The 22,744-nt window shown below is 66.9% G+C and carries 20 protein-coding genes and 1 pseudogene; 10 read left to right on the forward strand and 11 right to left on the reverse strand.

The genetic code is table 11. The features are described from left to right. Positions 1 to 14: 14 nt before the first annotated feature. Entirely contained in the window at positions 15 to 881 is an 867-nt protein-coding gene (locus tag ACQP1O_RS37790; RefSeq protein ID WP_433563105.1) for an alpha/beta fold hydrolase, read from the reverse strand. Positions 882 to 1,073: 192 nt separating this feature from the next. Between ACQP1O_RS37790 and ACQP1O_RS37795 the strand changes: the two genes are divergently transcribed. Continuing rightward, positions 1,074 to 1,385 carry a YciI family protein gene (locus ACQP1O_RS37795; protein ID WP_433563106.1) on the forward strand — a complete coding sequence of 104 codons (312 nt, stop codon included), beginning with the start codon at positions 1,074 to 1,076 and terminating at the stop codon, positions 1,383 to 1,385. A gap of 9 nt (positions 1,386 to 1,394) precedes the next feature. On the opposite strand, the gene ACQP1O_RS37800 is transcribed toward ACQP1O_RS37795, so the two are convergent. The 6 genes from ACQP1O_RS37800 to ACQP1O_RS37825 form a co-directional block, all read right to left on the reverse strand. Continuing rightward, on the reverse strand, positions 1,395 to 2,861 hold the full coding sequence (locus ACQP1O_RS37800) for a peptide MFS transporter (RefSeq protein WP_433563107.1): 1,467 nt from the start codon (positions 2,859 to 2,861) through the stop codon (positions 1,395 to 1,397). Between the two features lie 133 nt (positions 2,862 to 2,994). After that, positions 2,995 to 3,999, reverse strand: a complete 1,005-nt coding sequence (locus ACQP1O_RS37805) for an exopolyphosphatase (RefSeq protein ID WP_433563108.1) — start codon at positions 3,997 to 3,999, stop codon at positions 2,995 to 2,997. 105 nt (positions 4,000 to 4,104) lie between these two features. Beyond that, positions 4,105 to 4,653, reverse strand: coding sequence for a DUF501 domain-containing protein (locus tag ACQP1O_RS37810; protein ID WP_356995623.1), 549 nt, complete (start codon positions 4,651 to 4,653; stop codon positions 4,105 to 4,107). After that, complete coding sequence (locus ACQP1O_RS37815) at positions 4,650 to 5,342, reverse strand: FtsB family cell division protein (RefSeq protein WP_433563109.1); 693 nt, start codon at positions 5,340 to 5,342, stop codon at positions 4,650 to 4,652. Before ACQP1O_RS37815 ends, ACQP1O_RS37810 begins: the two co-directional genes overlap by 4 nt. A 69-nt stretch (positions 5,343 to 5,411) precedes the next feature. Beyond that, on the reverse strand, positions 5,412 to 6,698 hold the full coding sequence (gene eno / locus ACQP1O_RS37820) for a phosphopyruvate hydratase (RefSeq protein WP_354833209.1): 1,287 nt from the start codon (positions 6,696 to 6,698) through the stop codon (positions 5,412 to 5,414). Between the two features lie 290 nt (positions 6,699 to 6,988). Continuing rightward, positions 6,989 to 7,741: a lytic transglycosylase domain-containing protein gene (locus ACQP1O_RS37825; RefSeq protein WP_433567926.1), complete on the reverse strand. Its 753-nt coding sequence runs from the start codon at positions 7,739 to 7,741 to the stop codon at positions 6,989 to 6,991. 223 nt (positions 7,742 to 7,964) lie between these two features. Here ACQP1O_RS37825 and ACQP1O_RS37830 point away from each other — a divergent pair, with 223 nt between their 5' ends. The 7 genes and pseudogenes from ACQP1O_RS37830 (at position 7,965) to ACQP1O_RS37860 (ending at position 16,565) form a co-directional block, all read left to right on the forward strand. Then, positions 7,965 to 9,041 carry a TauD/TfdA family dioxygenase gene (locus ACQP1O_RS37830; protein ID WP_433563110.1) on the forward strand — a complete coding sequence of 359 codons (1,077 nt, stop codon included), beginning with the start codon at positions 7,965 to 7,967 and terminating at the stop codon, positions 9,039 to 9,041. Further along, on the forward strand, positions 9,038 to 10,027 hold the full coding sequence (locus tag ACQP1O_RS37835; protein WP_433563111.1) for an ornithine cyclodeaminase family protein: 990 nt from the start codon (positions 9,038 to 9,040) through the stop codon (positions 10,025 to 10,027). Before ACQP1O_RS37830 ends, ACQP1O_RS37835 begins: the two co-directional genes overlap by 4 nt. 204 nt (positions 10,028 to 10,231) lie before the next feature. After that, entirely contained in the window at positions 10,232 to 11,443 is a 1,212-nt protein-coding gene (locus ACQP1O_RS37840; RefSeq protein WP_433567927.1) for an alanine racemase, read from the forward strand. Between the two features lie 60 nt (positions 11,444 to 11,503). Beyond that, positions 11,504 to 12,553, forward strand: a pseudogene (locus tag ACQP1O_RS37845) (cysteine synthase family protein); the annotation flags it as partial. 350 nt (positions 12,554 to 12,903) lie between these two features. Then, positions 12,904 to 14,301 (forward strand): MATE family efflux transporter, encoded by a 1,398-nt coding sequence (locus ACQP1O_RS37850; RefSeq protein ID WP_433563112.1) that lies wholly within the window; start codon positions 12,904 to 12,906, stop codon positions 14,299 to 14,301. A gap of 158 nt (positions 14,302 to 14,459) precedes the next feature. Next, positions 14,460 to 15,428, forward strand: coding sequence for a phosphodiesterase (locus ACQP1O_RS37855; RefSeq protein ID WP_433563113.1), 969 nt, complete (start codon positions 14,460 to 14,462; stop codon positions 15,426 to 15,428). A gap of 435 nt (positions 15,429 to 15,863) precedes the next feature. Then, the gene (locus tag ACQP1O_RS37860) at positions 15,864 to 16,565 is read left to right on the forward strand and encodes a hypothetical protein (protein WP_433563114.1); all 702 of its coding nucleotides are present in this window, start codon (positions 15,864 to 15,866) and stop codon (positions 16,563 to 16,565) included. A gap of 64 nt (positions 16,566 to 16,629) precedes the next feature. Here the strand turns inward: ACQP1O_RS37860 and ACQP1O_RS37865 are convergent, their stop codons facing one another. Next, positions 16,630 to 18,909, reverse strand: a complete 2,280-nt coding sequence (locus ACQP1O_RS37865) for a serine/threonine-protein kinase (protein WP_433563115.1) — start codon at positions 18,907 to 18,909, stop codon at positions 16,630 to 16,632. Between the two features lie 520 nt (positions 18,910 to 19,429). Then, positions 19,430 to 19,711: a hypothetical protein gene (locus ACQP1O_RS37870; RefSeq protein ID WP_433563116.1), complete on the reverse strand. Its 282-nt coding sequence runs from the start codon at positions 19,709 to 19,711 to the stop codon at positions 19,430 to 19,432. Positions 19,712 to 20,245: 534 nt separating this feature from the next. Here ACQP1O_RS37870 and ACQP1O_RS37875 point away from each other — a divergent pair. Beyond that, the gene (locus ACQP1O_RS37875; protein ID WP_433563117.1) at positions 20,246 to 20,707 is read left to right on the forward strand and encodes a nuclear transport factor 2 family protein; all 462 of its coding nucleotides are present in this window, start codon (positions 20,246 to 20,248) and stop codon (positions 20,705 to 20,707) included. Positions 20,708 to 20,917: 210 nt separating this feature from the next. Here ACQP1O_RS37875 and ACQP1O_RS37880 read toward each other — a convergent pair whose 3' ends face one another. Further along, entirely contained in the window at positions 20,918 to 21,076 is a 159-nt protein-coding gene (locus tag ACQP1O_RS37880) for a hypothetical protein (RefSeq protein ID WP_433563118.1), read from the reverse strand. Between the two features lie 228 nt (positions 21,077 to 21,304). Here ACQP1O_RS37880 and ACQP1O_RS37885 point away from each other — a divergent pair, with 228 nt between their 5' ends. Continuing rightward, complete coding sequence (locus ACQP1O_RS37885; protein ID WP_433563119.1) at positions 21,305 to 21,526, forward strand: DUF397 domain-containing protein; 222 nt, start codon at positions 21,305 to 21,307, stop codon at positions 21,524 to 21,526. An 84-nt stretch (positions 21,527 to 21,610) separates the two neighbouring features. Here ACQP1O_RS37885 and ACQP1O_RS37890 read toward each other — a convergent pair whose 3' ends face one another. Beyond that, on the reverse strand, positions 21,611 to 22,522 hold the full coding sequence (locus tag ACQP1O_RS37890; RefSeq protein WP_433563120.1) for a helix-turn-helix domain-containing protein: 912 nt from the start codon (positions 22,520 to 22,522) through the stop codon (positions 21,611 to 21,613). Positions 22,523 to 22,744 lie beyond the last annotated feature (222 nt).

Below are 22,744 nucleotides of genomic sequence, written 5' to 3' on the forward strand. Positions count from 1 at the left end.
TCGTGCCTGCCGGGTCATGCCTTGATGAACTCGAGCAGGTCGTTGTTGAGCCGCTCGGCGTGGGTGACATAGAGCCCGTGCCCGGCGGCCGGGTACTCGCGGTAGGTCGCACCGGGCAGCAGGTCGGCGGTGCGGCGGCCGGTCATGTCGATCGGCGCCGAGAAGTCGGCGTCGCCGTGCACGATCAGCGCCGGAACGGTGATGCCGCGCACCGCTTCCCGGCTGTCGGCGTGGAAGACCGCCTCCTGGATCTTCAGCGTCGCCCACGGCGCGGTCGACAGGCACTGCCGGTAGGTGAGGTCCGACTGCTCGGGCGACACCTCGGTGCCGAACTGCTCGGCGAAGTACAGCTGCGACTGCCGGGCCAGCCACTTGGGCCGGTCGGTGCGGATGCGATGCAGCATGTCCTCGAGCGCCGCAACCGGAGCCCCGCCCGGGTTGTCGTCGGTGAGCTTCAGGAACGGCAGCATCGAGCTGACGAAAGCCACTCGCGCCACCCGGGATTCACCGTGCCGGGCCAGATAGCGGGCGATCTCCACGCCGCCGGTGGAATGCCCGACCAGGGTGGCCTCGGTCAGGTCCAGGTGGTCGAGCAGGGCCGCCAGGTCGTCGACGGTGGTGTCGAGGTCGTAGCCGCCGCGCGGCCGGTCGGAGCGACCGTGGCCGCGGCGGTCCAGCGAGATGCAGCGGTAGCCGAGGTCGGCGAAGAAGGGGATCTGGTACTCCCACATATCGGAGTCGAGCATGGCTCCGGCGACGAACACGATGGCCGGTCCGGTGCCGTAGTCCTCGTAGGCGAGCGTGGTGCCGTCGGTGGGGGTGGTGAAGAACATCGGAATCCCTTTGGCTCGGATCGCTGGTTCGAACTTGATGAGCACCACGTTATGAAGATCGGCGTGACCGGGAATCTGTCGTACTTAAGTACTCGCGACCGGTCTCCCGGCGCGCATCGGCGGATGCGTTTCGGCCACCCATTCCCCCACCATCGGCCGAAGCGGCGGCATACGATTGGCAAACCAGTCGGAAAAGGCCCGGTCAGCCGGATTCGACCGGGAGACAGTCAGGAGTCACCGATGACCAAATTCCTGGTGATCTACAAATCGGATCAGTCCGCTCGCGAGCAGATGGCCCAGACCACCCCCGAAGCCCAGGCGGCGGGCATGAAGGCGTGGATGGACTGGGCCGATCGGGCGGGGTCGGCGATCGTCGATCTCGGGTCGCCGCTGGGACCCGGATCCCTCAACGCCGACGGCGGGATCGGCGGATTCTCCATCCTGCAGGCCGACTCCAGCGAAGCACTTCAGGAGGTACTGAAGGGCCATCCGCACACCGAATGGGGCGGCACCATCGACATCTACGAATTCCTGGCCATGCCGGGCATGTGACGACGGGAGTTAGTGCACGCCCTCCATGTGGCGGCTGATCCAGGGGGCCACGGTCCAGACGGCCGCGCCGACGGCCATGGCCACCAGGCCGGTGACGCCGAAGTACACCAGTTCGTGAGACGGGTCGTAGAACTTGGACAGCACGCCCGACATCGAGGTGCCGATGCCGACCGAGAAGAAGTACAGGGCCATCATCTGAGCGCGAAAAGCATTGGGAGCCAGCTTCGTCGTGACCGAGAGACCGATCGGCGAGAGCATGAGCTCCGAGACCGCGAACGCGCCCAGGATGAGGAAGACGATCACGAACGACACCGACTTGCCGTGGCTGCCCGAGAACAGGGTGAACAGCAGGAAGGCCGCGCCCATCCCGATCACGCCCAGCGAGAACTTGCGCGGAGTGCTCGGGGAGCGCATGCCCAGGCGGGTCCACATGATCGCGAACAGCGGCGACAGCGCGATGATCCACACCGGCTCCATGGAACCGATCCAGCTCGACGGCGCAGTCCAGCCGAAGATGGACCAGTTCATGCGGTCATCGGAGTACACCGCCAGCACGGTGAAGATCTGCTGGAACAGCGACCAGAACACCGCGTTCGCGATGAACAGCGGCATGTAGGCGCGCACCCGGGTGCGCTCGATCGGGGTCACCTTTTCGCTGGTGAGCATGATGGCGAAGTAGGCGATCGAGGCCACGATGATCACGAAGGTGGTGGCGTCGGGCAGGTTGGACAGGGTCACCAGCTTGGCGGCCCAGGCGAAGGCGACCAGCACGAGGATCGCGGCGAAGGCCGTCACCACCTTGGGAATCGCGGTGCGCGGCAACGGGTTCGGCACATCACGGCCGTGCTCGCCCAGGTTCCTGCGGAAGATGACGTACTGGGCGAGGCCGATCGCCATACCGATGGCGGCCGCGCCGAAGCCGTAGTGGAAACCGACGTGATCCTGCAGCAGGCCGGTGATCAGCGGACCGGCGAAGGCGCCCAGGTTGATACCCAGATAGAACAGCGTGAAGCCGCCGTCCGCGCGCGGATCGTCCTTCTCGTAGAGAGTGCCCAGCAGCGAGGAGGCATTCGCCTTCAGGCCACCCGATCCCAGCGCGACCAGCACCAGACCGACGCCGACACCGGTCAGGCCGGGCAGGACGGCCAGCGCGATGTGGCCGGCCATGACCACGACGCCGCCGTAGAAGACGGTGCGCTCCGAGCCGAGCAGCCGGTCCGCGATCCACGCGCCGAGCACGGTCGACAGGTAGACCAGACCGCCGTAGGCGCCGACGATGCCGGTGGCAGTGGACTTGGCCATGCCGAGGCCGCCGTCGATGGCCGTGTAGTACAGGTAGTAGCCGAGAATCGTGAGCATTCCGTAGAACGAGAACCGTTCCCACAATTCGACGCCGAACAGATTCGCGATACCGATGGGGTGGCCGAACAGGGTCCGTTCAGTGGCCGGTTTCGCGTCGTGAGCTACTCCTGACATACCGGTGACCCTCCCATAAAGGGCAATCTGACAGCAACCTCAGATGTTAACCTGCGTCACAATTGCCAAGGGAATGTCCCGGATGCGTGGGCCGAGGGACAAATATTCCGCAGCCGCTTGATAAGTGGTCTGATCAGGCGATGGACAGTGCGATGCCATCCAGGATGTCGTGTTCGCTGACAATCAGCTCGCGGATCCCGGCACGCCGCGCCAGCTCATCGGCAAGCACTTCGGCTATTACCGCGCCACCACCGATCACATCCACCCGGCCCGGATGCATGGGCCCGAGCGCGGCCCGTTCGTCGTGGTTCATGCCGATCAGCCGATCGCACACCTTGCGCAGGTCGGCCAGCGGCAGGCGGGTGAGATGCACACGGTCCGAATCGTATTCGGGCAGATCCAGCGCCACCGCGGCGATCGTGGTCATGGTCCCGGCCACACCCACCCAGGTGTGCGCCCGCTCCACCGGCACCACGCCGAACGCCTGCGCCAGCCGCTCCGAGGCGAAGAAGCGCGCCGAGGCGACCTCCTCGCGGGTGGGCGGATTGCCGTGCAGGCAGCGCTCGGTGATGCGCACGCAACCGATATCGGCCGAGTACGCCGCGTGCACGCCGGACGCATCGCCCAGCACCACCTCGGTCGACCCGCCGCCGAGATCCACCACCACGAAAGGTCCTGCGGCGCTGGACAGTTCGCCGACGGCACCGGCGAAGGACAGCCGCGCCTCCTCGTCGCCGCTGATGACCTCGGCCTGCGCACCCGGCACCACCCGGCCCAGCTCGACGCCGGTCATGGTGAAGAAGTCCTCACGGTTGGCGGCATCGCGCGTGGCGGAGGTGGCCACCATCCGCACCCGCGTCACACCGTGCTTCAGCATGAGGTCGACATAGTCGCTCAGCGCCACCCGAGTGCGTTCGATCGCTTCGGGATTCAGCGCACCCGTGGCATCCACGCCCTGGCCCAGTCGCACGATCCGCATCTCCCGATGCACATCGGTCAGATGCGGCCTACCGTCGGCGTCGCGCGCGACATCGGCGATCAAGAGTCGGATCGAGTTGGTTCCGCAGTCGATGCCGGCGATCCGCTCGTGCGCTTCCGCACCGGGGGCCGCACTCCGCGCGAACTCTGCGTTGCTCATCCCTGACCTCTGAATTCGACTGGTTCTGAACACATCTCGCCGAGCGGACCACGCCGGCGCTGCACGACCGGTGGATGGCCGGTCGTCACTGCGGGCACGGCCGGCTCACTCGCCGGCAGGCTCCGAATCGGTGCGGTACTCCTCGTATTTCGGCCAGTCCGCCGGAATGGCGGTGCCGCGCAGGCCATGGTCGGCGGCCAGGGCCACGGCCTCGTCGCCGAGGGGGTTGAGGCCCGGGCCCTTGGCCAGGGAGTGGGCGATGAGGACGTGCAGGCACTTGACCCGGTCGGGCATGCCGCCGCCGGCGAAGTCGGTGCCGAGGTCCTCGATGGCATTGCGCTCGGACAGGTAGCTGTCGTACGCGGCGCGGTAGGCGGCGGCGAGTTCCGGGTCGCGGGTGAGGCGTTCGGACATGTCGCGCATCAGCCCGGTGGTCTCCAGACGGCTCGCCTCGGCGGTCAGGCGCGGGTCCGTCAGGTAGTACAGGGTCGGGAAGGGCGTTCCGTCCGGGAGCTTGGGCGCGGTCTTGACCACCGCGGGCAGGCCGTCCGGAGTGCGGTAGGCGATGGCGAGCACGCCGCGCGGAGCCCGGCCCAGTTGCTCGGCGACGATCGCGAGATCGCGCTCGCCGGGGACGTTCTCGGCTGCGGTCACCTGGGTTGTCCTTCCTCGGTGGGGGCGGGCGGCGGGGGCGCCGGTGCGGGTGGCGGGGTGGGAGCCGGGGCGGCGACGGGCTGCGGCGAGGAAACGCTGTGCCACAGCTGCGTGTACCAGGGGTCGGGCTCCCGGGGTTTGGCGGGCTGGGTCGGGATGGCCGGCTGCTCGATCTCGGGGATCTGCACGATGTAGGGCGTGTCCCCCGGCATCACCAGGCGCAGGCGGTCCCGGGCCTCGGCCTTGATGTAGTTCGGATCCTGTTGCTGCGCACGGCGATCGCGCAGGGTCACGACCTCCTCCTCCAGCTGGCGATGCTGAGCGGCCAGCTCGGAGGCGTCCGAGCGCTGCGTGAAGTAGGTGCGCAGCGGCACCGCCAGGGTGAGCGCGAGTCCCGCCAGCACGGCGGCCAGCAGCACGGCGCGACCGGTGGACAGGCCGAGGATCTTGCGTTCGTGCCGTTCGGAATTCGCGGCCGCCCTGGGGGCGGTGCGACGCTTGGCAGCCGGCTTCCCGGAGGTCGTACGGCTACTGCTCGAGCTCGAAGATTTCGCGGCGGCACCGGATTTCGGGACGGCGGCGGATTCGTTCCGCTTCCCGCCCGAGCCGCTCTTGGCGCGAGCGGAGCGCGACGGGCGCCGGTCACTTCGTCCTGCCGGACTAGTTCCGCGCGCCCGTCGCTCCGTCATCTCACACCTCGAAATTCAGTAGTAGTCCCAACTCTCGGGGGCCGGGTCGGGGCTCGAGCTACCGATTATTCAGCCTTCGAACGCGAATCGCGGGAAGGCGGCGTCACCGGCGTAGCGCGCCGAGTCGCCCAGGGCGTCCTCGATACGCAGCAGCTGGTTGTACTTGGCGACACGCTCCGAGCGGGCCGGGGCGCCGGTCTTGATCTGGCCGGAGCCGACCGCCACCGCCAGGTCGGCGATGGTGGTGTCCTCGGTCTCGCCGGACCGGTGGCTCATCATGGTCTTGTAGCCGTTGCGGTGGGCCAGCTCGACCGCGTCCAGGGTCTCGGTCAGGGTGCCGATCTGGTTGACCTTCACCAGGAGTGCGTTGGCCGCGCCCTTGGCGATGCCCTCCTCCAGGCGGTCCGGGTTGGTGACGAACAGGTCGTCGCCGACGAGCTGCACCTTGTCGCCGATCTGGTCGGTCAGGGAGACCCAGCCGTCCCAGTCGTCCTCGGACAGCGGGTCCTCGATCGAGACGATCGGGTAGTTGCCGAGCAGGCCGGCGTAGAACTGGGCCATCTCGGCGGCGGTGTGCAGCTTGCCCTCGAACTTGTAACCCTCACCGGTGGTGTAGAACTCGGTGGCGGCCACGTCGAGCGCGAGCGCGATCTCGCTGCCCAGCTTGAAACCGGCCTTCTCGATGGCCGAGGCGATCAGGTCCAGGGCGGCACGGGTATTCGCGACCGACGGCGCGAAACCGCCCTCGTCGCCCAGACCGGTGGACAGACCCTGAGACTTGAGCACCGACTTCAGCGTGTGGTAGACCTCCGCGCCCCAGCGCAGCGACTCCTTGAAGGTGGCCGCGCCGATCGGGGCGATCATGAACTCCTGGACGTCGACGCCGGAGTCGGCGTGCGCGCCACCGTTGAGGATGTTCATCATCGGCACCGGCAGGACGTGGGCGTTCGGGCCGCCGACGTAGCGGAACAGCTCCAGGCCCGAGGACTCGGCGGCCGCGCGAGCCACCGCGAGCGAAACACCCAGCAGGGCGTTGGCGCCCAGACGCGACTTGTCCGGGGTGCCGTCCAGATCCAGCAGGGTCTGGTCGACGGTGCGCTGCTCGACGGCGTCGAGACCGATCACGGCCGGGGCGATCTCGTCGAGGACGCCCTCGACGGCCTTCTGCACGCCCTTGCCCTGGTAGCGGTCGCCACCGTCACGCAGCTCGACGGCCTCGTGCTCACCGGTGGACGCGCCGGAGGGCACGGCCGCGCGGGTGAGGGTGCCGTCGTCGAGAGCGATCTCGACCTCGACAGTGGGGTTGCCACGCGAATCCAGGATCTCGCGAGCTCCGACCTGTTCGATGATGGCCACGAAACGACACTCCTTCGGCTGCTGACTCGGCAGGTCGCACGGCGAACCCGTGCGCTGACGAGCCTACTGTGCCGGGATCGCGCCGCCGCATCCCCCCATCGGCGCGCCCGCAAGATATACACACTCCCCCACTACTACGACCGCACACCAGGTTCACGGCGCAAGCGCGGGGAGGCGGAGCGCTCGTTCTGGACTGACGTCGCGGGGGAGCGAAGCGGAGGAGGGAAGCGGAGGAGGGAAGAACGAGACTCCGGCGCCGCGAACCCGCCCGGAGCGGAGCGGAGGGCAAATCAGACGCTGCGGCCCACGCTGTAGGCGGCGGCGCGGTAGCGGACGGTGTTCATGTAGGTGGCGGATTGGTTGTAGGTGAGCAGCGCCTGCTGCCAGCCGGGTGCGCCGGTGAGGTCGCCGCCCATGGCGCAGAGGTAGCGCGCGGCGGTGAGGGCCGCATCGTCGATATTGTCCGGATCGATCTTCCCGTCGCCGTTGGCGTCCACGCCCCAGCGCTGCCAGGTCTCCGGAATGAACTGGAACGGACCCATCGCCCGGACGTACACCGGATTCGCCTCGGTTGAGCTCACGTCCAGAATCCGCGCGCGCCCGGGCGAACCATCCAGTGCCAGCCCGCGAATGGGCGGCGACACCGTCCCGTCATCGGCGATGCGCGATCCGCCGTGCGTGCCGTGCCGGCTCTCCACGCTCGCGATGCCCGCCAGCGTGGTCCAGCCGATCCCGCACTCCGGCTTGGACCGCGCCATCACCGCCGCCGCGTATCCGTAGGCCTCCAGGGCCAGCACCGGAATGCCGGTCGGCCCGTGCTGTTCCTCCGCCCAGCCCTGCAGCTGAATCGCGGTGCGCCCCGGCGCATCCAGGTTGATCGGCGGCAGCGGTGCGCCCGCGCCCGGTGGCATGTCGTCCGGAACGGGCGTGAGATTGCTTGTCCCGCAACCGGTCAGCAATACCAGCGCGGCGGCCGTGCCCAGCAGGCCGGCGCGGGTCAGCGGGGCCCGGAGGCCGGCCGTTCGGATACGCACCCCATTCATCATCCAGATGGATCGGCGCGGAGGCGAACACCGTGAACACGGTTCGCCCGGGTCGCCGGTAACGATCGTGTTCAGCGGGCCACCGCACGGGAATCCCATATCCATCCGCTATTTCTACGACACACCGTTAGGTAAGCCTTGCCAAAATTCCACGGTGGTAATACCGTCTTTCGCCGAGCCAAGATCACCATGCCACCGCCCAGCCAGGAAGGCCCTCCCATTGGTGAAAAGCGTTCTCCCCGAACGTAGTCAGCTCCACCCCGCCCAGCTCGAACGACGCGACCTGTCCGAATCCGCAGCCCGGGCAGTGCGCCACGTCGCCGCTGAGATCGCCGTCACAGTCGGACGCTGTCCGGAGATCGCGACCACCCTCTCGCACCCCGTCCTGCTGCGCCACATCGACGCCAAGTACGGACGGCTGCCCGACGCCGTGCACGAGGCCATGCGGCCGCCCGCCACCGCGGCGGGCGTGGCGGTCATCGGCCGGCTTCCCGTCGACGACGAGGAATTCGGCCCGACGCCGTACAACTGGCAGGAGGCAACCGAACTGGCCGGAACCCGAACACCGCGGTCCGGCTCCTTCCAGCTCGATATCGCCATGCTGCTGCTGGCGCGGTGCGCCGGTGAACCCTTCGGCTGGGAGGGCCAGCAGGCGGGACGGCTGGTGAACAACATCGTGCCCACGCCCGGCCACGAACACGAGCAGTCGGGCGCCAGCAGCACCGCGCTGCTCAGCCCGCACACCGAGGACGCCTTCCACCCGGACCGGGCCAACCTGCTCATGCTCGGCTGCCTGCGCAATCCCGATCGGGTCGGGACCACCGTGTCCTCGATCCGGAACGTCGAACTCGATGCGGCACAGCGGAAGATCCTGAGCGAGGCGCGGCTGCCGATCCTGCCCGACGTCTCCTACGGCAGCGCCTTCGGCGACGCCCCGGCGCCGCCGATCGCCGCCCTCGGCGACGACGCGGATGGGACCACACTGCGTTTCGATCCGGCGTACACCCCGCTCGACCGTGCCGACGACGAATTCCGCAGCGCCTACCGGCATTTGACCAGTGAACTCGAAAGAGTGTGCCTCACCACGGCTTTGGCGCCCGGAGAACTACTCCTGGTGGACAATGACGTGGTGGTGCACGGGCGGGTGCCGTTCACCCCCCGCTACGACGGCACCGACCGCTGGCTCAAGCGGGTCAATATTCGCCTGCCCCAACGCCGCCGCGACGCCGAGGCCGGGGAGGACGGCTACGGTCAGCGCGTGGTGGCACCGTTCCGCACGACCCGAGGACAGAACACGTGAACTGCCGCCCCACCCCGCTCCGCGTACTCAGCCGCAGCGACCTGGCCGATGTCCCGATCTCTCCGGTCGAGGTGGTGCGGGCCGTCGAAGACGCGTATCTCGCACTGGCGGGCGGCGATTCGGACAACCCCCGCAAGCTCAGCGTCGCCCATCCCGACGGGTGGTCGGTGGCCTACGCCATGCTGGGGCGCGACGGGCGGCGCCGGGTGGTGGCCATGAAGACCAGCTACAAATTCGACCCGCACCACGACAGGTCGAACAAGCGGTATTTCACGACGATCTCGCTCTACGACGACGCCACCGGGAACCCGATCGCGCTGATGGATTGCGCCCGCGTCGGCGCCCTGCGCACACCCGCGGTCTCGGCACTGCTGGTACGCGAATGCGCCCGGCCGGGAGCGCGCAGCGTCCTGCTGATCGGCACCGGCACCCAGGGCCGTAATGCGCTACCCCATCTACTGGCGGCGAATCCGCAGCTGAACCGGCTCATGCTCTACGGCACCCACCCGGAAGGATTGGAAGCGGTGTATCAGCAACTGCTGCATCATCATCCGCACGCCGAACTCGACATCGTGAGCGACCCGTACGCGGCGGCGCGCGAAGCGGACATCATTCTCGCCACCGCCGGGCCCGGTACCCAGGTCGCGATCGAGGCCAAGGACCTGGCGCCCGGGGCGACCGTGGTACTGGTCGGCTACGGCCTGGCGCCCTCCACCCTCATCGAGGCCGATCGCGTAATCGCCACCAGCGCAGAACAAATGGCTTTGACCGGAACCGATATGGCGGGTCCCGACGGTCGGCTACGCAGGGTCGACGCCGAGCTACCCCAGATACTCGACCGTCGCGCGGCGGGCCGGACAACCGACGACGAACGTATTTTCGTCTACAACAGCGGATTGGTGCTCACCGATATCGCTGTGGCGCACGCGCTGGCCAACCGCGCCATCGCCGAGGGGCGGGGCACCGAAGTGTCGCTCTGGGACTGAATCGGTGGGATGGCCGATGTCCACCCACCGCACCCGAAAGGAACAATGTCCACCTCCGCAGAGACCGTGATCATTCCCCCCGGCATAGCCGACATCACGGCCGCGCCGATGCCGGCCCACCGCCCCGATTGGGAAGAGCAGCTACTCGCCGACACGAAGCTGCTGCGGGAGATGGCCGACACGATCGGTGGACCATTCCATGTCATGTATCCGGACCGGATCGTTGCGAATATTCGAGCCTTCGAGCGGGTCTTCACCCGCGCCGATGTCGTGGGTGCGATCTTCTACGGGAAGAAGGCCAACAAGGCAGCGTGTGTCGTCCGCGCCTGTGCCGAAGCCGACTCCGGCATCGATGTCGCCAGCGTCGGCGAACTGAAAGCGGCCATGAGCGGAGGCATCCGGGGATGCGACCTGATGGTGACCGGCCCCGCGAAGTCGAACCGGCTGCTGGACCTGGCCACCCGGGCCGGGGCCCTGATCGCCGTCGACGATCTCGATGAGCTCGCGCGCCTGCGCGCAATCGGTATCACCAGCCGGGTACTCCTGCGGGTCCTGCCACCGGGTTCGGACAGCCGCCTCGGAATGACGTCCGACGAAGTCGACCGCGCGCTGACCTTCGCCGACACGAACTCGATTCGCCTGGAAGGCTTCAGCTTTCACCTCAGCGGCTATGAAGCCGCACCGCGCGCCGAGCTGGCCCTGGCGCTGATCGAGCGTTGCCGCGAAGCGCGCGCTCTCGGCCATCCCATCACCACCATCTCCGTAGGCGGCGGGTTCGGCGTCGATTACGTCCCCGCGCGGGCGTGGGAAGCCTTCATCGGCGGCGTCAACCCGCGGTGGTTCCACCGCGACCGCGCCCCGGACTCCTATTATCCCTACCACTGCCCGGTCCCCGGCCCGGCGATGCTGGCGGCCATTCTGGAATATCAGGATCTGGCGAAGCTTTTGCGCCGACACGGAATTCGACTGGCAATCGAACCCGGACGAGCCCTGCTCGACGGTGCGGGTAGCACCGTATTCGGAATCCAGGGCGTGAAAGTCAGGACCGCACACGAAGTCCCGTATCTCATCGTCACCGCGAACGGCACCAGCCTGAGCCTCTCCGAACAATGGTTCGACAGTGAATATCTGCCTGATCCCGTCCTGTGGCCGCGAAGTGCGGGAAATCCCACCCCGACCTGCGTCGGCGGATCCTCCTGCCTCGAAGAGGACATGCTGAGCCGGCGTCGTATCCCACTCCCCCGCCCGGCGGCCACGGACGATCTGCTCATCTACCCGAATACGGCCGGTTATCAGATGGACAGCAACGAGTCGTCATTCCACGACTTGCCCATACCGCCGAAGATAGTGTTACGAAGCTCACCGGATGGACGACAATTCGATTGGACCCTCGACACCGACGGTTTCCCGATCTGAAAAGTTTCGCGCTCACCGCCCGCTACACACTCCATCGACTTTCCCGAGGAGAAGTACTCGATGCCGGTTATTGTCAGGCGAGTGTCCGAACTCATCGGACGGACACCGCTGTTCGAGCTGGCCGTCAGCCCCGAGACCGGGACACGGCTGCTACTGAAGCTCGAAACCATGAACCCGACGGGCACGGCCAAAATTCGGATGGCCCGGGCCATGGTGCTCGACGCGGAACAGCGCGGACAGCTGCTGCCGGGAGGCCATATCATCGAATCGACCTCCGGGAATACGGGTTTGGGATTGGCCGTGGTGGCGCGGGAACGCGGGTATCGGTTCACAGCCGTGGTCGACCACCACGCGTGCCCGGCGAAGTTGAATGCCATGCGCGCGATGGGAACCGAGCTCGAATTCGTCTCCGACGACGGCGACGACGGCCTCTCGACCTCGGCGCGGGAAGAACGCGCAGCGCAGATGGCGCAGGAGGAGGGCCCCGGCGCCTACTTTCCCGCACAGCACGACAACCTCGCCAATGGCGTCGGCTACCACGCGCTGGCCGAGGAACTGCTCGAGGACCTCGAGCGGATCGACATTCTGGTCGGTGCGGTGGGCACCGGGGGTTCGCTGTTCGGTACGGCTCGCGGGCTCCGCGACCACGGATGCGCGCCACGCTTGGTCGGCGTGGAGCCCGAGGGTTCGATCGCCTTCGGCGGTCCGGCCCACGACTATTGGCAGTCGGGCACCGGAACGCCGCTCGGCGCCACCCCCGGAATCCATGTGGACCAGGATCTCCACCTGATCGAGGAACGCGATCGGGTGAAGGTCTCCGACGTCGACGCGTTCGCCACCGCCCGGGCGCTGGCCGCCACCGTGGGGTTGCTGATCGGCGGTTCCTCCGGTAGTTCGGTGTACGCGGCCCTGACCCGGCTCGAGCAGTACCCGGACTTCTCCACCGTGGTCGTCATCATCAATGATGACGGGGAGAAGTACCTGGACACCGTTTTCGACGCCACCTGGATGAGCGACCGAGACCTGATCGCTCCGGAACGCGAGACCAAGGTCGTGGAGCTGCTGAAGACCTATGCACCGCCCAGCCGTCCGGATCCCGGCGAACTCACCGTGCGTCGTCACCTCCATCGTGCGTTGCCGGACAACGTCGCGGTCGAGAAGGGACTCACCGGCGCGAATCTCGGGGACTACGCCGACGCGAAGGTGCCGCAGGCCAACCTGATTCACCTGCTGCGCCGGGTCGACATGCCGCCGCACGAAATCGGCGAGCTGCTGGCGAGCGGCAATGACAACGACGTCCACCTGGCCCTCGAGAAGCACCGGCAGCGGCTGGACGACCAGTGCGCGATGGTCGATCAGCTGCTCGCGACCATGCGGGGCTCGGCGTCCGGGCGGCCGGCCACCCACACGATTCTGGTGGCCGATCCGGCGCCCAACGACGCGGACGGGGCTGCCACGAAATGATCGGGGCGCTCCGGCAATCCGATGGGCGGGCGCTGACTTCGCTTGCCACGCCCATCGCTGTGACCCAGCTGGCTCAGGTTGCGTTGTCCACCACGAATATTGCGTTGATGGGGACGCTCGGGGTGCGGGAGGTGGCCGCGGGCGGGTTGGCGCTGGTGTTGTTCAACCAGATTCGGACCATGTGTGTGGGGCTGATCACCGGGACGGGTAATCAGGTGGCGACGGTGGTGAGCCGGGCCGAGAAGCAGGGGCGGGGAGCCGAGGCGGAGGTCCGGGAGGTGGTGCGGTCGAGCTTTCTGATCGCGACCGTCGCCGGATTGCTCGGCGGCGCACTGCTCATCGGGCTCGGGTGGGCCCTGCGGTGGCTGGGGCAGGATGCTCAGGTGCTCGCGGAGGCGCGGCCGATGATGGTCGCGCTGGCGCCGGGATTGGTGCCGTGCCTGTGGTTTCAGGTGTTGCGGCAGTACACCGTCGGGATGCAGCGGCCGCAGGCCCTGCTGCTGGTGACACTGGGGTCGGTGGTGCTGAATCTGGTGCTGGCGCTGACGTTCGTGCACGGCTGGGCCGGGCTGCCCGAACTGGGGCTGACCGGGGTCGGCGTGGCGACCTCGCTGGTTTTCCTGATCACCTTCGGGGTGTTCTGGGCGATGGTGCGGCGGGACCCGAAACTCGGTGCGACACTTCCGGTTCGGATGTGGCCGGTGCCTGCTGCGACGGTGTGGGAGGAGTTGCGGCTGGGGACGCCGATCGCGCTGACCTACGGGTCGGAGGCGGGCATGTTCTCGGTGCTGGCGCTGGTGATGGGGAGTCTGGGTGCGGCGGCGCTGGCGGCGCACAATGTCGTCTATCAGATCGTGTACATCGTGTTCCAGGTGGCGATCGGGCTCTCGCACGGGGCGTCGATCCTGGTGAGCAAGGCGGTGGCGCGGGACGAGTTCGCGCATGCGCGATCGGTGGCGTGGCTGGCGCTGCGGTGCGTGGCAGTGGTCGCGGGGGTCACGGGGATCGCGTATGTGCTGGCGCCGGACCGGGTGCTGCGACCGTTCCTGGCCGACAGTGATCCGGCCACGGTGGCACCGGCGCACACGCTGCTGCTGATCGCCATCGTCCTGCAGTTCTTCGACGCCGCCCAGAACATCGGGGTCGGGCTGCTGCGCGGACTCAAGGACACCAAGGCCGGGTTCCGGCTCTCCCTCGTCGGGTACTGGGGTGTGGGATTGCCCACGGCGCTGCTGCTCGCGTTCCCCGCCAACCTGGGCGCGGCGGGCGTGTGGTGGGGTCTGACCGCCGGTCTGGCCGCCACCGCTGCCCTGATGCTGCGCCGCTTCTTCACCTTGCTGCATGCGCAGGAGCAGGCGAATCCGCGAGTGCTGGCCGGTAGCCTCGGGCACTAGCCCGACACCCAAATCTCACCTCCCCGCAAGCATGTCGTCACTGGGCGTGGGCAACCTGAAAGAAACGGGCTTCGCTATTCTGGCGACGAATTCGGCAAGCGCAGTCGACAGGGTCGGCAAGCCCAGGGCGCATACCACCAACGCCGGGGAGGATGTCCGTGCACATCTCGCGAGTCGCCGAGTATCCGAGGGCAGATCATGTCCTGTTCCATTTCAGCGACACCCATCTGATCGCCGCCGACACCGAGCTCTACGGTGCGGTCGACGCCGAGGCGCGGCTGACCACGCTGCTCGGGCAGGCCGAGGCGAGCCGCATCGCGCCGACCGCCATCGTCTTCACCGGCGACCTCGCCGACCAGGGCGAGCCCGGCGCGTACCGCAAGCTGCGGGATCTGGTGGAGCCGTGGGCCGAACGGATCGGCGCACCCGTGGTATGGGTCGCCGGTAACCACGACGACCGCGCGGCCCTGCGCAAGGAACTCCTCGACGCAGTACCTCTGGACGACGTGGCTTCCGGCGCACCGTTCGACGCCGTGCACATGTTCGACGGGTTGCGCGTCATCGCCCTCGACACCACCGTCCCCGGCCATCACTGGGGCGAGATCACCGACGACCAATTGGCCTGGCTGCGTGAGGTTCTCGCCGAACCCGCTCCCTTCGGAACCATCCTCGCCATGCACCACCCGCCCATCCCCTGCGTCCAGGACCTGGCCGTCCTGGTCGAACTACGCGACCAGCGGCGCCTCGCCGACGTCCTCGACGGCACCGATGTCCGCGCCATCCTCGCCGGGCACCTGCACCTTTCGAGCACCGCCACCTTCGCCGGCATCCCTGTCTCAGTGGCCTCGGCCACCTGCTACAGCCAGGACATGGCCGCCGCCGAAGGCGGCCAACGCGGCCGCGACGGCGCCCAAGCCTTCAACTACGTCCATGTCTACCCCGACACCATCGTCCACTCGGTAGTCCCCATCGGTCACGGCCCCACCGTCGGCAATCCTGCCGACCCCGAACAAGCAGCGACCAGGATCGCCGACGCCGGCATCGTCATCCCACCCGCGGCCCGCATCCCACACGTCCTCCGCCGCCGGACCGAGGCCCCCGAATCCGACGGCGAAACGGTCCTCTGACCGAGAGAACCGAGGTGGCCGATCGATAAGCGTCGCCTATCCGATGGCCGCTGATCGCCCTTCGATAGGGCGAGCCCATGACCATCGGACTTGCAAGGCAACCTGAAACCGGTTGGCCTGCAAAGGTTCTGCGCCAGCTCTTCGATCGCGGGATTGTCCAGTCAGCAGAGACCGACAGGGCCCCGATTGCCCGCGAGACGTCGCACCCGGCACGGAACGTCGTCGGCAATCCGTCACCGCATCACTAAATGATCATCGTGTGCTCTATCGGGGATCATCGGCGTCCCCTTCCGGCCACACCCCGTTCTAGCCTGGTCAGGATTGCCGTTGGCCGCACCGCTATTGCCACCGATCTTGGTGGAATCTCCTTGGGGGACAAGATGTCTCACATGGCGATGGTTGTGCGGGCAACCCGACGACGGATTGGGACATCGAATGAAATTCCGCAGCGCCACCGCGGCTTCCGTACTGGTTGTCGGCGCACTGACCGCCGACCTGGGGACCGTGCATGCCGAGCCCGCCGCCCCGGCCGCCCCGGGGATCAAGTACTCACTCAAGGTGGTCGACAAGACCGTCGTCGCCACGCTGCGGGGCGCGCGGTTCGCGCTGAGCGAGCAGGACGGCACAACGTCCGACGCTCCGAAGACCCAGGTGGCCGACATCAAGGACGATGCCGGCGCGACGGTACTGTCGCTGCCGCTCGACTATCGGATCGGGGACGTCCGGGTTCCGGTCAAAGCGGTCACGAAGAACGATGACACCGTTCTCGAGATCACACCGACGAAGCCGGAAGGAGTGCAGATCTCCAACCAGCAGCTCGCGCTCCAGCCGATTGCCTCTCCCACGGAGGACCAGCGAGCGTTGAACGAATTCAGCAGCAAGCTGTCGGTCGCCGGTCAGGTCGGCGCATTGGTCGGCGGGATAATCGGTTTCGTCGTCGGGTGCGTCGCCAGCATCGCGATCGGCTGCATCCCCGGCGGTGTTGCCGGGGTCCCGGCGGGCGGAATCATCGGTGGCCTGGTGGCGGGCGGCCCGACGTTGATCGCCGCGGGCATCGACCTGCTGAACACCTGGCAGGCCGCACCGGGTACCTCCAAGTGGGCCGATCCGCAGCCTCAACCCGCGCCGCAGAACTGATCCGCACCTCGCCGAACGAGCGCGGCATGTCCTGACCGGCCTCCTCGCATCGGCTGGGGAGTGCTCATGTGACCTCGACACCCGATCGCTTCTCGACGACCCATTCGAGGGCTCTCAGGTCCGCGTCCAGTTTTCGGAACAGCCAATAGGTGGCCACGAACGCGAGCCCGGTGATCCCGCACAACCACAGCACCGAATTCATGATGCGGACGCGCTCGTCCGGCTCGAGGTAGAGGAATCCGGTCAGCACGGCGACCAGGGGCACCGATGCGGCGATGCCGAGGTAGACCGTGCTTCGTCGGTGCAGTGCCCGGAGGCGGGCGGCATCGCGAACGGTCGTGTGCCCATAGCGCAGGTAGATCGGGTAGACGCAGCGGACGATGTAGAACGTCTGCAGGAAGAACATGTAGGAGACCGCGATCGCGCCGCATACCAGCACCAGCATCGCCGCGTGGGCCAACAGCCGCGGCGGACGAGCGGCTATCGCGCTGAGCAGCGCCACCCACACCCCCGCGCCGATCATCCAGAACACCAGGGTGAACATCACGTTGAAGTCGGCCCAGAACAGGGTGCGCGAACGGACCCGGGCCAGCATCGCCTCGCTGTAGCGTCTGCCCGCGCGCAGGCCGCGTGGCACCGCGATCAGATGGCGGCACAGGTAGACCCAGCTCATGATGGCCAGCGGCCAGGCGATCAGATGGAAGGTGTTCGAGGCATGGATGAGCTCCGAGTGGACGGCCCCTGACGGGCGCCCTCTGCCGAACTGCAAGCTCTGCCCGTACAGGTAGACCAATGCCGGTCCGACGCCGACCAAGGCGATGAGCCACAGGATCGGGACGGGATGGCGCGAAAGCCGTGCCCGCCAACTGTTCTCCGGTGGATAGACGAGGTCACGGGCCCGCGCGTCGAGGCACAGATCCAGCTGCAGAGCCAATTCCGATCCGCTGCCGTAACGGTGCTCACGCTCCGGTGACAGGCACGTCAGCAGCACCTGCCGCAGCGCCGCAGGACAATCGGAGGGAACCTCGGACAGGAACCGCGGATCGATGGGCCGGCGGCGCAGTTCGAGCATGCGGCCCAGCGACGTCTCCGACATGCCGGCGGATTCCTCGTCGGCGAACGGGATACGTCCGGTGAGCAACGCCCACAGCATGACGGCCAGCGCGTAGATGTCGCTTCGCGTGTCGAGGTCACCGGCGGTCCCCGGTAGCTCCGGATGGCACGCTTCGAGCTGTTCGGGCGACATGTAGGCCAGCGATCCACCGAAGTACGCCAGCGGACTGGTACCCCGGATCTGTTGGCTGAAGCTGACATTGAAGTCGGCGAGCTTGGGTATACCGTCCGCACTCAACAACACGTTCGCCGGTTTGATGTCGCGATGCAGCACCCCGCGCCCCGCGGCGTGCCCGAGCGCATCAGCGAGTCGGCGACCCAGCCAGGCGACCGTCTCCGGCCACGTCATCGCCGCGATCCGCGCCCGCACCGCCGTCTCGGCAGGACGAACCTCGCCCTTGTCCTTGAGCACCCCATCGATCGCATCGAGCAACACCTGCCCACTACGGGCCTGCACCGGGGTCGACCGCAGCCGAGTCAGCACATCGAGCAGCGTGCCACCCGGCAGATACTGCATATAGAGCAACTTCAGCTCGCCATCGGCGATCAGACGCTGGTCGAAGATCCGCACGATGTATTCGTGGTCCAACTGGGCCAGGGTCTCCGGCTCGGTGCCGTGATTGTGCGAAATCTTCACCGCGACCAGCCGCTGCATCGAACGCTGCCGCGCGAGATACACCCGCGCGAACGCACCCTCCCCGATCATCGTCAACAGATCGAAATCCCCGACCCGATCCCCCGGATTGATCGCCCCGAGAGCAACCTGCGCGCTCGGACGAGCAACCATCGTGCTGCGATATTCGATAGCGTCCAGAGCGACAGGAGATAAACCGATCTCCGTGGCCGCGGGCTCGGTGGCCCCGGGTTCGGTCGTCTCTTCTCCCGCGACCGGCTGCGAGCCGCGACGCAGGGCGTGGTATTCCTCGTAGACCAGGTCCGCAGGGAGTGGGCCACTCCGCAACTCGGCGTACTGCTCGCAATACTCGGCGAGGCGCTTGGGAAAGTGATGCCGAACCCAGCGGTTCTCGAGATCGACCTTGATCAGCTCCACCAGCACCGCACGACGGTCGGCATCGGCATCGGCATCCGCATCGGGCAGGTACGCCGACAGGTCGGGAGGGTACCCGGACGCCACCCACGCCTGCGAAAACCGGGCCACCGCCTCGGCAAGCGCCGTACGGCTCCGTTCGGCCGGATCGATGATCAGATCCTCGAGGTACTCATACGCCACGTCGATACCCCGAGACGCGAATCCCCGAGGTGTGGCCCCACGCGAGGTTCGACAACCACACCGAAATGTTCGACACAGCCTTGGTGCCATCCGCTTTGACTGGCACCTCCAAAGCCTATCGCGCAACCATCGAGCACACACCGATACTCGAGGCGGCAACAACACCGACGGTAAGGCGGGGGAATGGTGCGCGTCCATCAGTGCACGGGAATCAGTCGGCCGGCGGTCGACTGGTCGGCACCCAACGTCCTGTACAAGCTCTGCGCGCAGTCGAGCAGGAGACCCCCTTGTCCTGCCCTTCTCACCGAACTCCGGCGTTGCTGCTGACAAACCAGAGCGAGTCGAGGTGGGTTCAGTTCCTCAGTAGGAACGGTTGATCAGGCGGCGAGTTGGTGATCGTTGGGTGGGTGCGCCGGTTTTCCCGGGTGAGGTGGAATTGCCGGTGGGAGCTGACGTCGCCGTCGTCGATTGGCTTCGAGCCGGATTGGTGTGGCGGTCTATCCGGCACAGATCCGTTCGGTCAGCTACCGAACAAGTCGCCACTACCCCAGTCGCCACTACCCCAATCACCCCAATCACCCCATTCACCATTGGCCCAACCACCATTACCCCAGTCACCGCCCTGACCGCTGCCGTCATCGCCGCCGTCCCGAGCGCGATCAACCTGCACCACACCGGGCGCGGGCGTCGTCGCAGCCATGGCAGGAGCCGCCGCCGTCATCGGAACCGCTATCGCGGCTCCAACGAGCGCGACATTCACGAGCAGCCGGCATGTGGCAGTTCGGTGCGTCTTGTTGGTCATGATCATCACCTTCTTCCGGCGAGTTCGCGCGGACCTCACCGGCGGATTGTCGAGTTTTTCGTAGGCCCCGGCCAGGCGGGCGCCCGGCTGCAGCGGCCGTTCGCAGGTATCGGACCACGAGCGAGTACCGGCCGACCTGCATTGACATTCCCCGACACGTCTGATGTTAGGCCTGGGCCGTCGCCACCACCAGCGAAAAGGAGGAGCCCGGCACTGACTCTCGCCTTGTCGGGCAGCGCGGGCCGAGCCAGGGAAAACACCCTCTGACTTGCGGCTATATCGCACTACCTCGGTGGGCGAAGGGGACTTGAAGCGCTTCTGGTCCCTGCGCTCGCACGTACATGAGCCGGCATCCGGCAAACCTCCACATGGACGGAATAGCGGATGTTTCGGAAGGTTGTCCCTATCGTCTCCAGATCGACGCGCTGTTCCGTTGCCGGGCTGGATCTTTCGGTGGGGAGGGCAGCCGGAGTTCGGATGATCTCGTCCGTTTCCCGCCAGTACGACGGGTGTGGATGTTTGTACCGTCGAGCCATGACCACCGACAGCAGGGCCATCGTCCAGGCGGCGTGGCGGGCGTTCGCCAGTCACGACGCGGAGCAGATCGCCGCGTTCTTCACCGCCGACGCCGAATGGCTGGCTCCAGCGGGCAACGCGACCGCGGTCGCGCTCGACGCTCCTAGCCACATGATCGGCAATCAGGCCATCACACACTTTCTCGCACACGAGTTCTCGCGGTTGTTCGTCAGTGACGTCGCTGTGGATTTCCACGGCTTCTACGTCGACGGGGATCGCGTGATCGTGGAGGAAACGATGAGCGCCAGGCTGGCGAACGGGAACGCGTACCGCAATGACTATTGCTTCATCTTCGAGTTGCGGGACGGCCTCATCCACAGGGTTCGCGAATACATGGACACCGCGCGCGGACATCGTGACGTCTTCGGTGGGGATACCGCCGCCGACGTCATCGAGACCGAGGACTTGTCGATCAGGTGAGTGGGTGACCGCGCGGCATGCTGGTTCGCAACGCACTATTCTGCCGCATACCGCGCTGACCGAACCGGCCAGCGCGAGGTGTCGGCGGCCGAAACCTGGTGCGGTGCAGAACGTCCGCCACTAGCCAGCTACCGCGATGACCAGCCGGCCCGTGTCCGCGCGAGATCGGCTCGCTGAGGGTGTCCGACCGGTGGTTGGTGCACGGGCCGATCATGGCTGCTGTTTGCCTGCGTCGGTCTGCACCATTGCCGGGGTGGGGGTCTTGTCGATCCGGTATTCGGGTGTGGGTGGCCGGGTGCCGACGGTGAGCCGGCCCAGGATCAGATCTGTTGTCGTGCAGCGCAGACTGTCGCGGCGACTGGTAGCCACGTAGTGGCCAGCCTGTAGCTGATGCATGCCGTACCTGCGATCCGTGCGCCACGGTGGTTTGTCGGTGGGTCGCCGTAGGGTTGCGTTCATGAGCATTTCGATGTGCCGGCGCGCGGGCCCCGACGAATTCAGTTGCGCTGCTGGCGGTTCGGATAACACTGTATTGGGCGTCAGCGATTCACAAGAAGGGTCATGGGGAGTGACCCTCCGGGGGAAGGAATGAATGCCATGAGCGGCAATATGATTCGCGGGGAGCATCGCGGCCCGAGGTTCGCCAAGAGCAGCTTCAGCTACGGCGGCGGCGATTGCGTCGAGGTCGCGTACCACGAAGGCCGGATCGCATTGCGTGATTCCAAGGATCGGTACAGCCCGACACTGTGGTTCACGAAATCCGAGTGGCGAGCGTTCATGTCAGGTGTGCGGGCCGGCGAATTCGATTTCGGCGACTGACGGGTCAGGTGGTGTCGCAGCGAATTTGCTGCGACACCACCTCCCCCACGTGCGGCCGACCCCTCGACGGCCGCTGGAAACAGGTCAATTGGTTGCGATGCGGTGGATTTCCTCCCGGAGTTCGGTGAGGAATCCGCGAGCATCGGTGTCGAACATGGCCATTCGAGTCAAAGCCACCCAGCGGCGACGATGGGCGTCGACGAGTTCGGGGCCACGAGTGACCATGCTTCCCGGGATCGGTTCCGCGGAGGCGAGCGCGTGGTCCTCGTTCTCGTAGATGACGAAACCGTGCGGGATCGTGGTGCTCGCCTCGATATCCTGCGGAATCACGCCGATGGTGACCGTATCGAGGGTCTCGATCGAGATGATCCGGTCCAGTTGGGCGAGGAGCACGCGATGCGGGCCGGGCCGAAAGCGCAGGGCCGCTTCGGTAATCAGGAATTCGAAGCGCTTCGTGGGGTCGTACAACACACGCTGGCGATCCAGGCGCGCGGCGAGTGCGGCCGCCAGAGCGTCGGGCGTATAGGGCGGATCGAAAGTGGCGAACACCCGGCGGGCGTAGTCGGCGGTCTGGAGCAGACCCGGCACCAGTGCGGGCTGGAAGTTCCGCACCACGTGCGCGTCCTCCTCGAATGCCCGTACGTCGTCCTGCAAATGCGGGCGGTCCGCGAGTGAGGCCGCCCAGTCGTGTACCTCGGGTGAGTGCGCCGCTACCGTGAGAGTGCGCAGTGAATGCTGCGAATCAGCATCTGCCCCAACTACTTTGGCCCAGTCGAGCACCTGCGGTAGCGGGGGGACCACGTGGCCGGCTTCGATCCGGGACAATGTCGACTGACTGATTCCGACTCGTTTGGCCAGCTCCCGCCCGGAGATGCCTGCCATGTCCCGCAACCGACGCAGCTCCACGCCCAACTGCTGGCGCGGGTGCGACTGGCGCGCAACCGAATTCGCGGCGGCTACCGCCGCCGCCGGCGCGCCCTCTGTCGGTTGATTCACTGGAACCATGATGATTCAGATCGAATCATCTTGATTCATCCGAGTCAAGCTCGGCTGGTCACAAGGTGAATCAGGCGTCGCACCGCGAACCACACGTAGCCCGAGTGCGCTCGCACGCCTCGGAAGATCAACGGGCCGAAGGTATCCAACGTCGGCGGCACGCACACTGCTGCCGAATGCAGCGCGTCTTGTCGGTCTGTTGAACCCGGTGCGCCTGGGCAG

Source organism: Nocardia sp. CA-151230 (genome assembly GCF_050942175.1).
In the GTDB taxonomy this organism is placed as follows: Bacteria; Actinomycetota; Actinomycetes; order Mycobacteriales; family Mycobacteriaceae; genus Nocardia.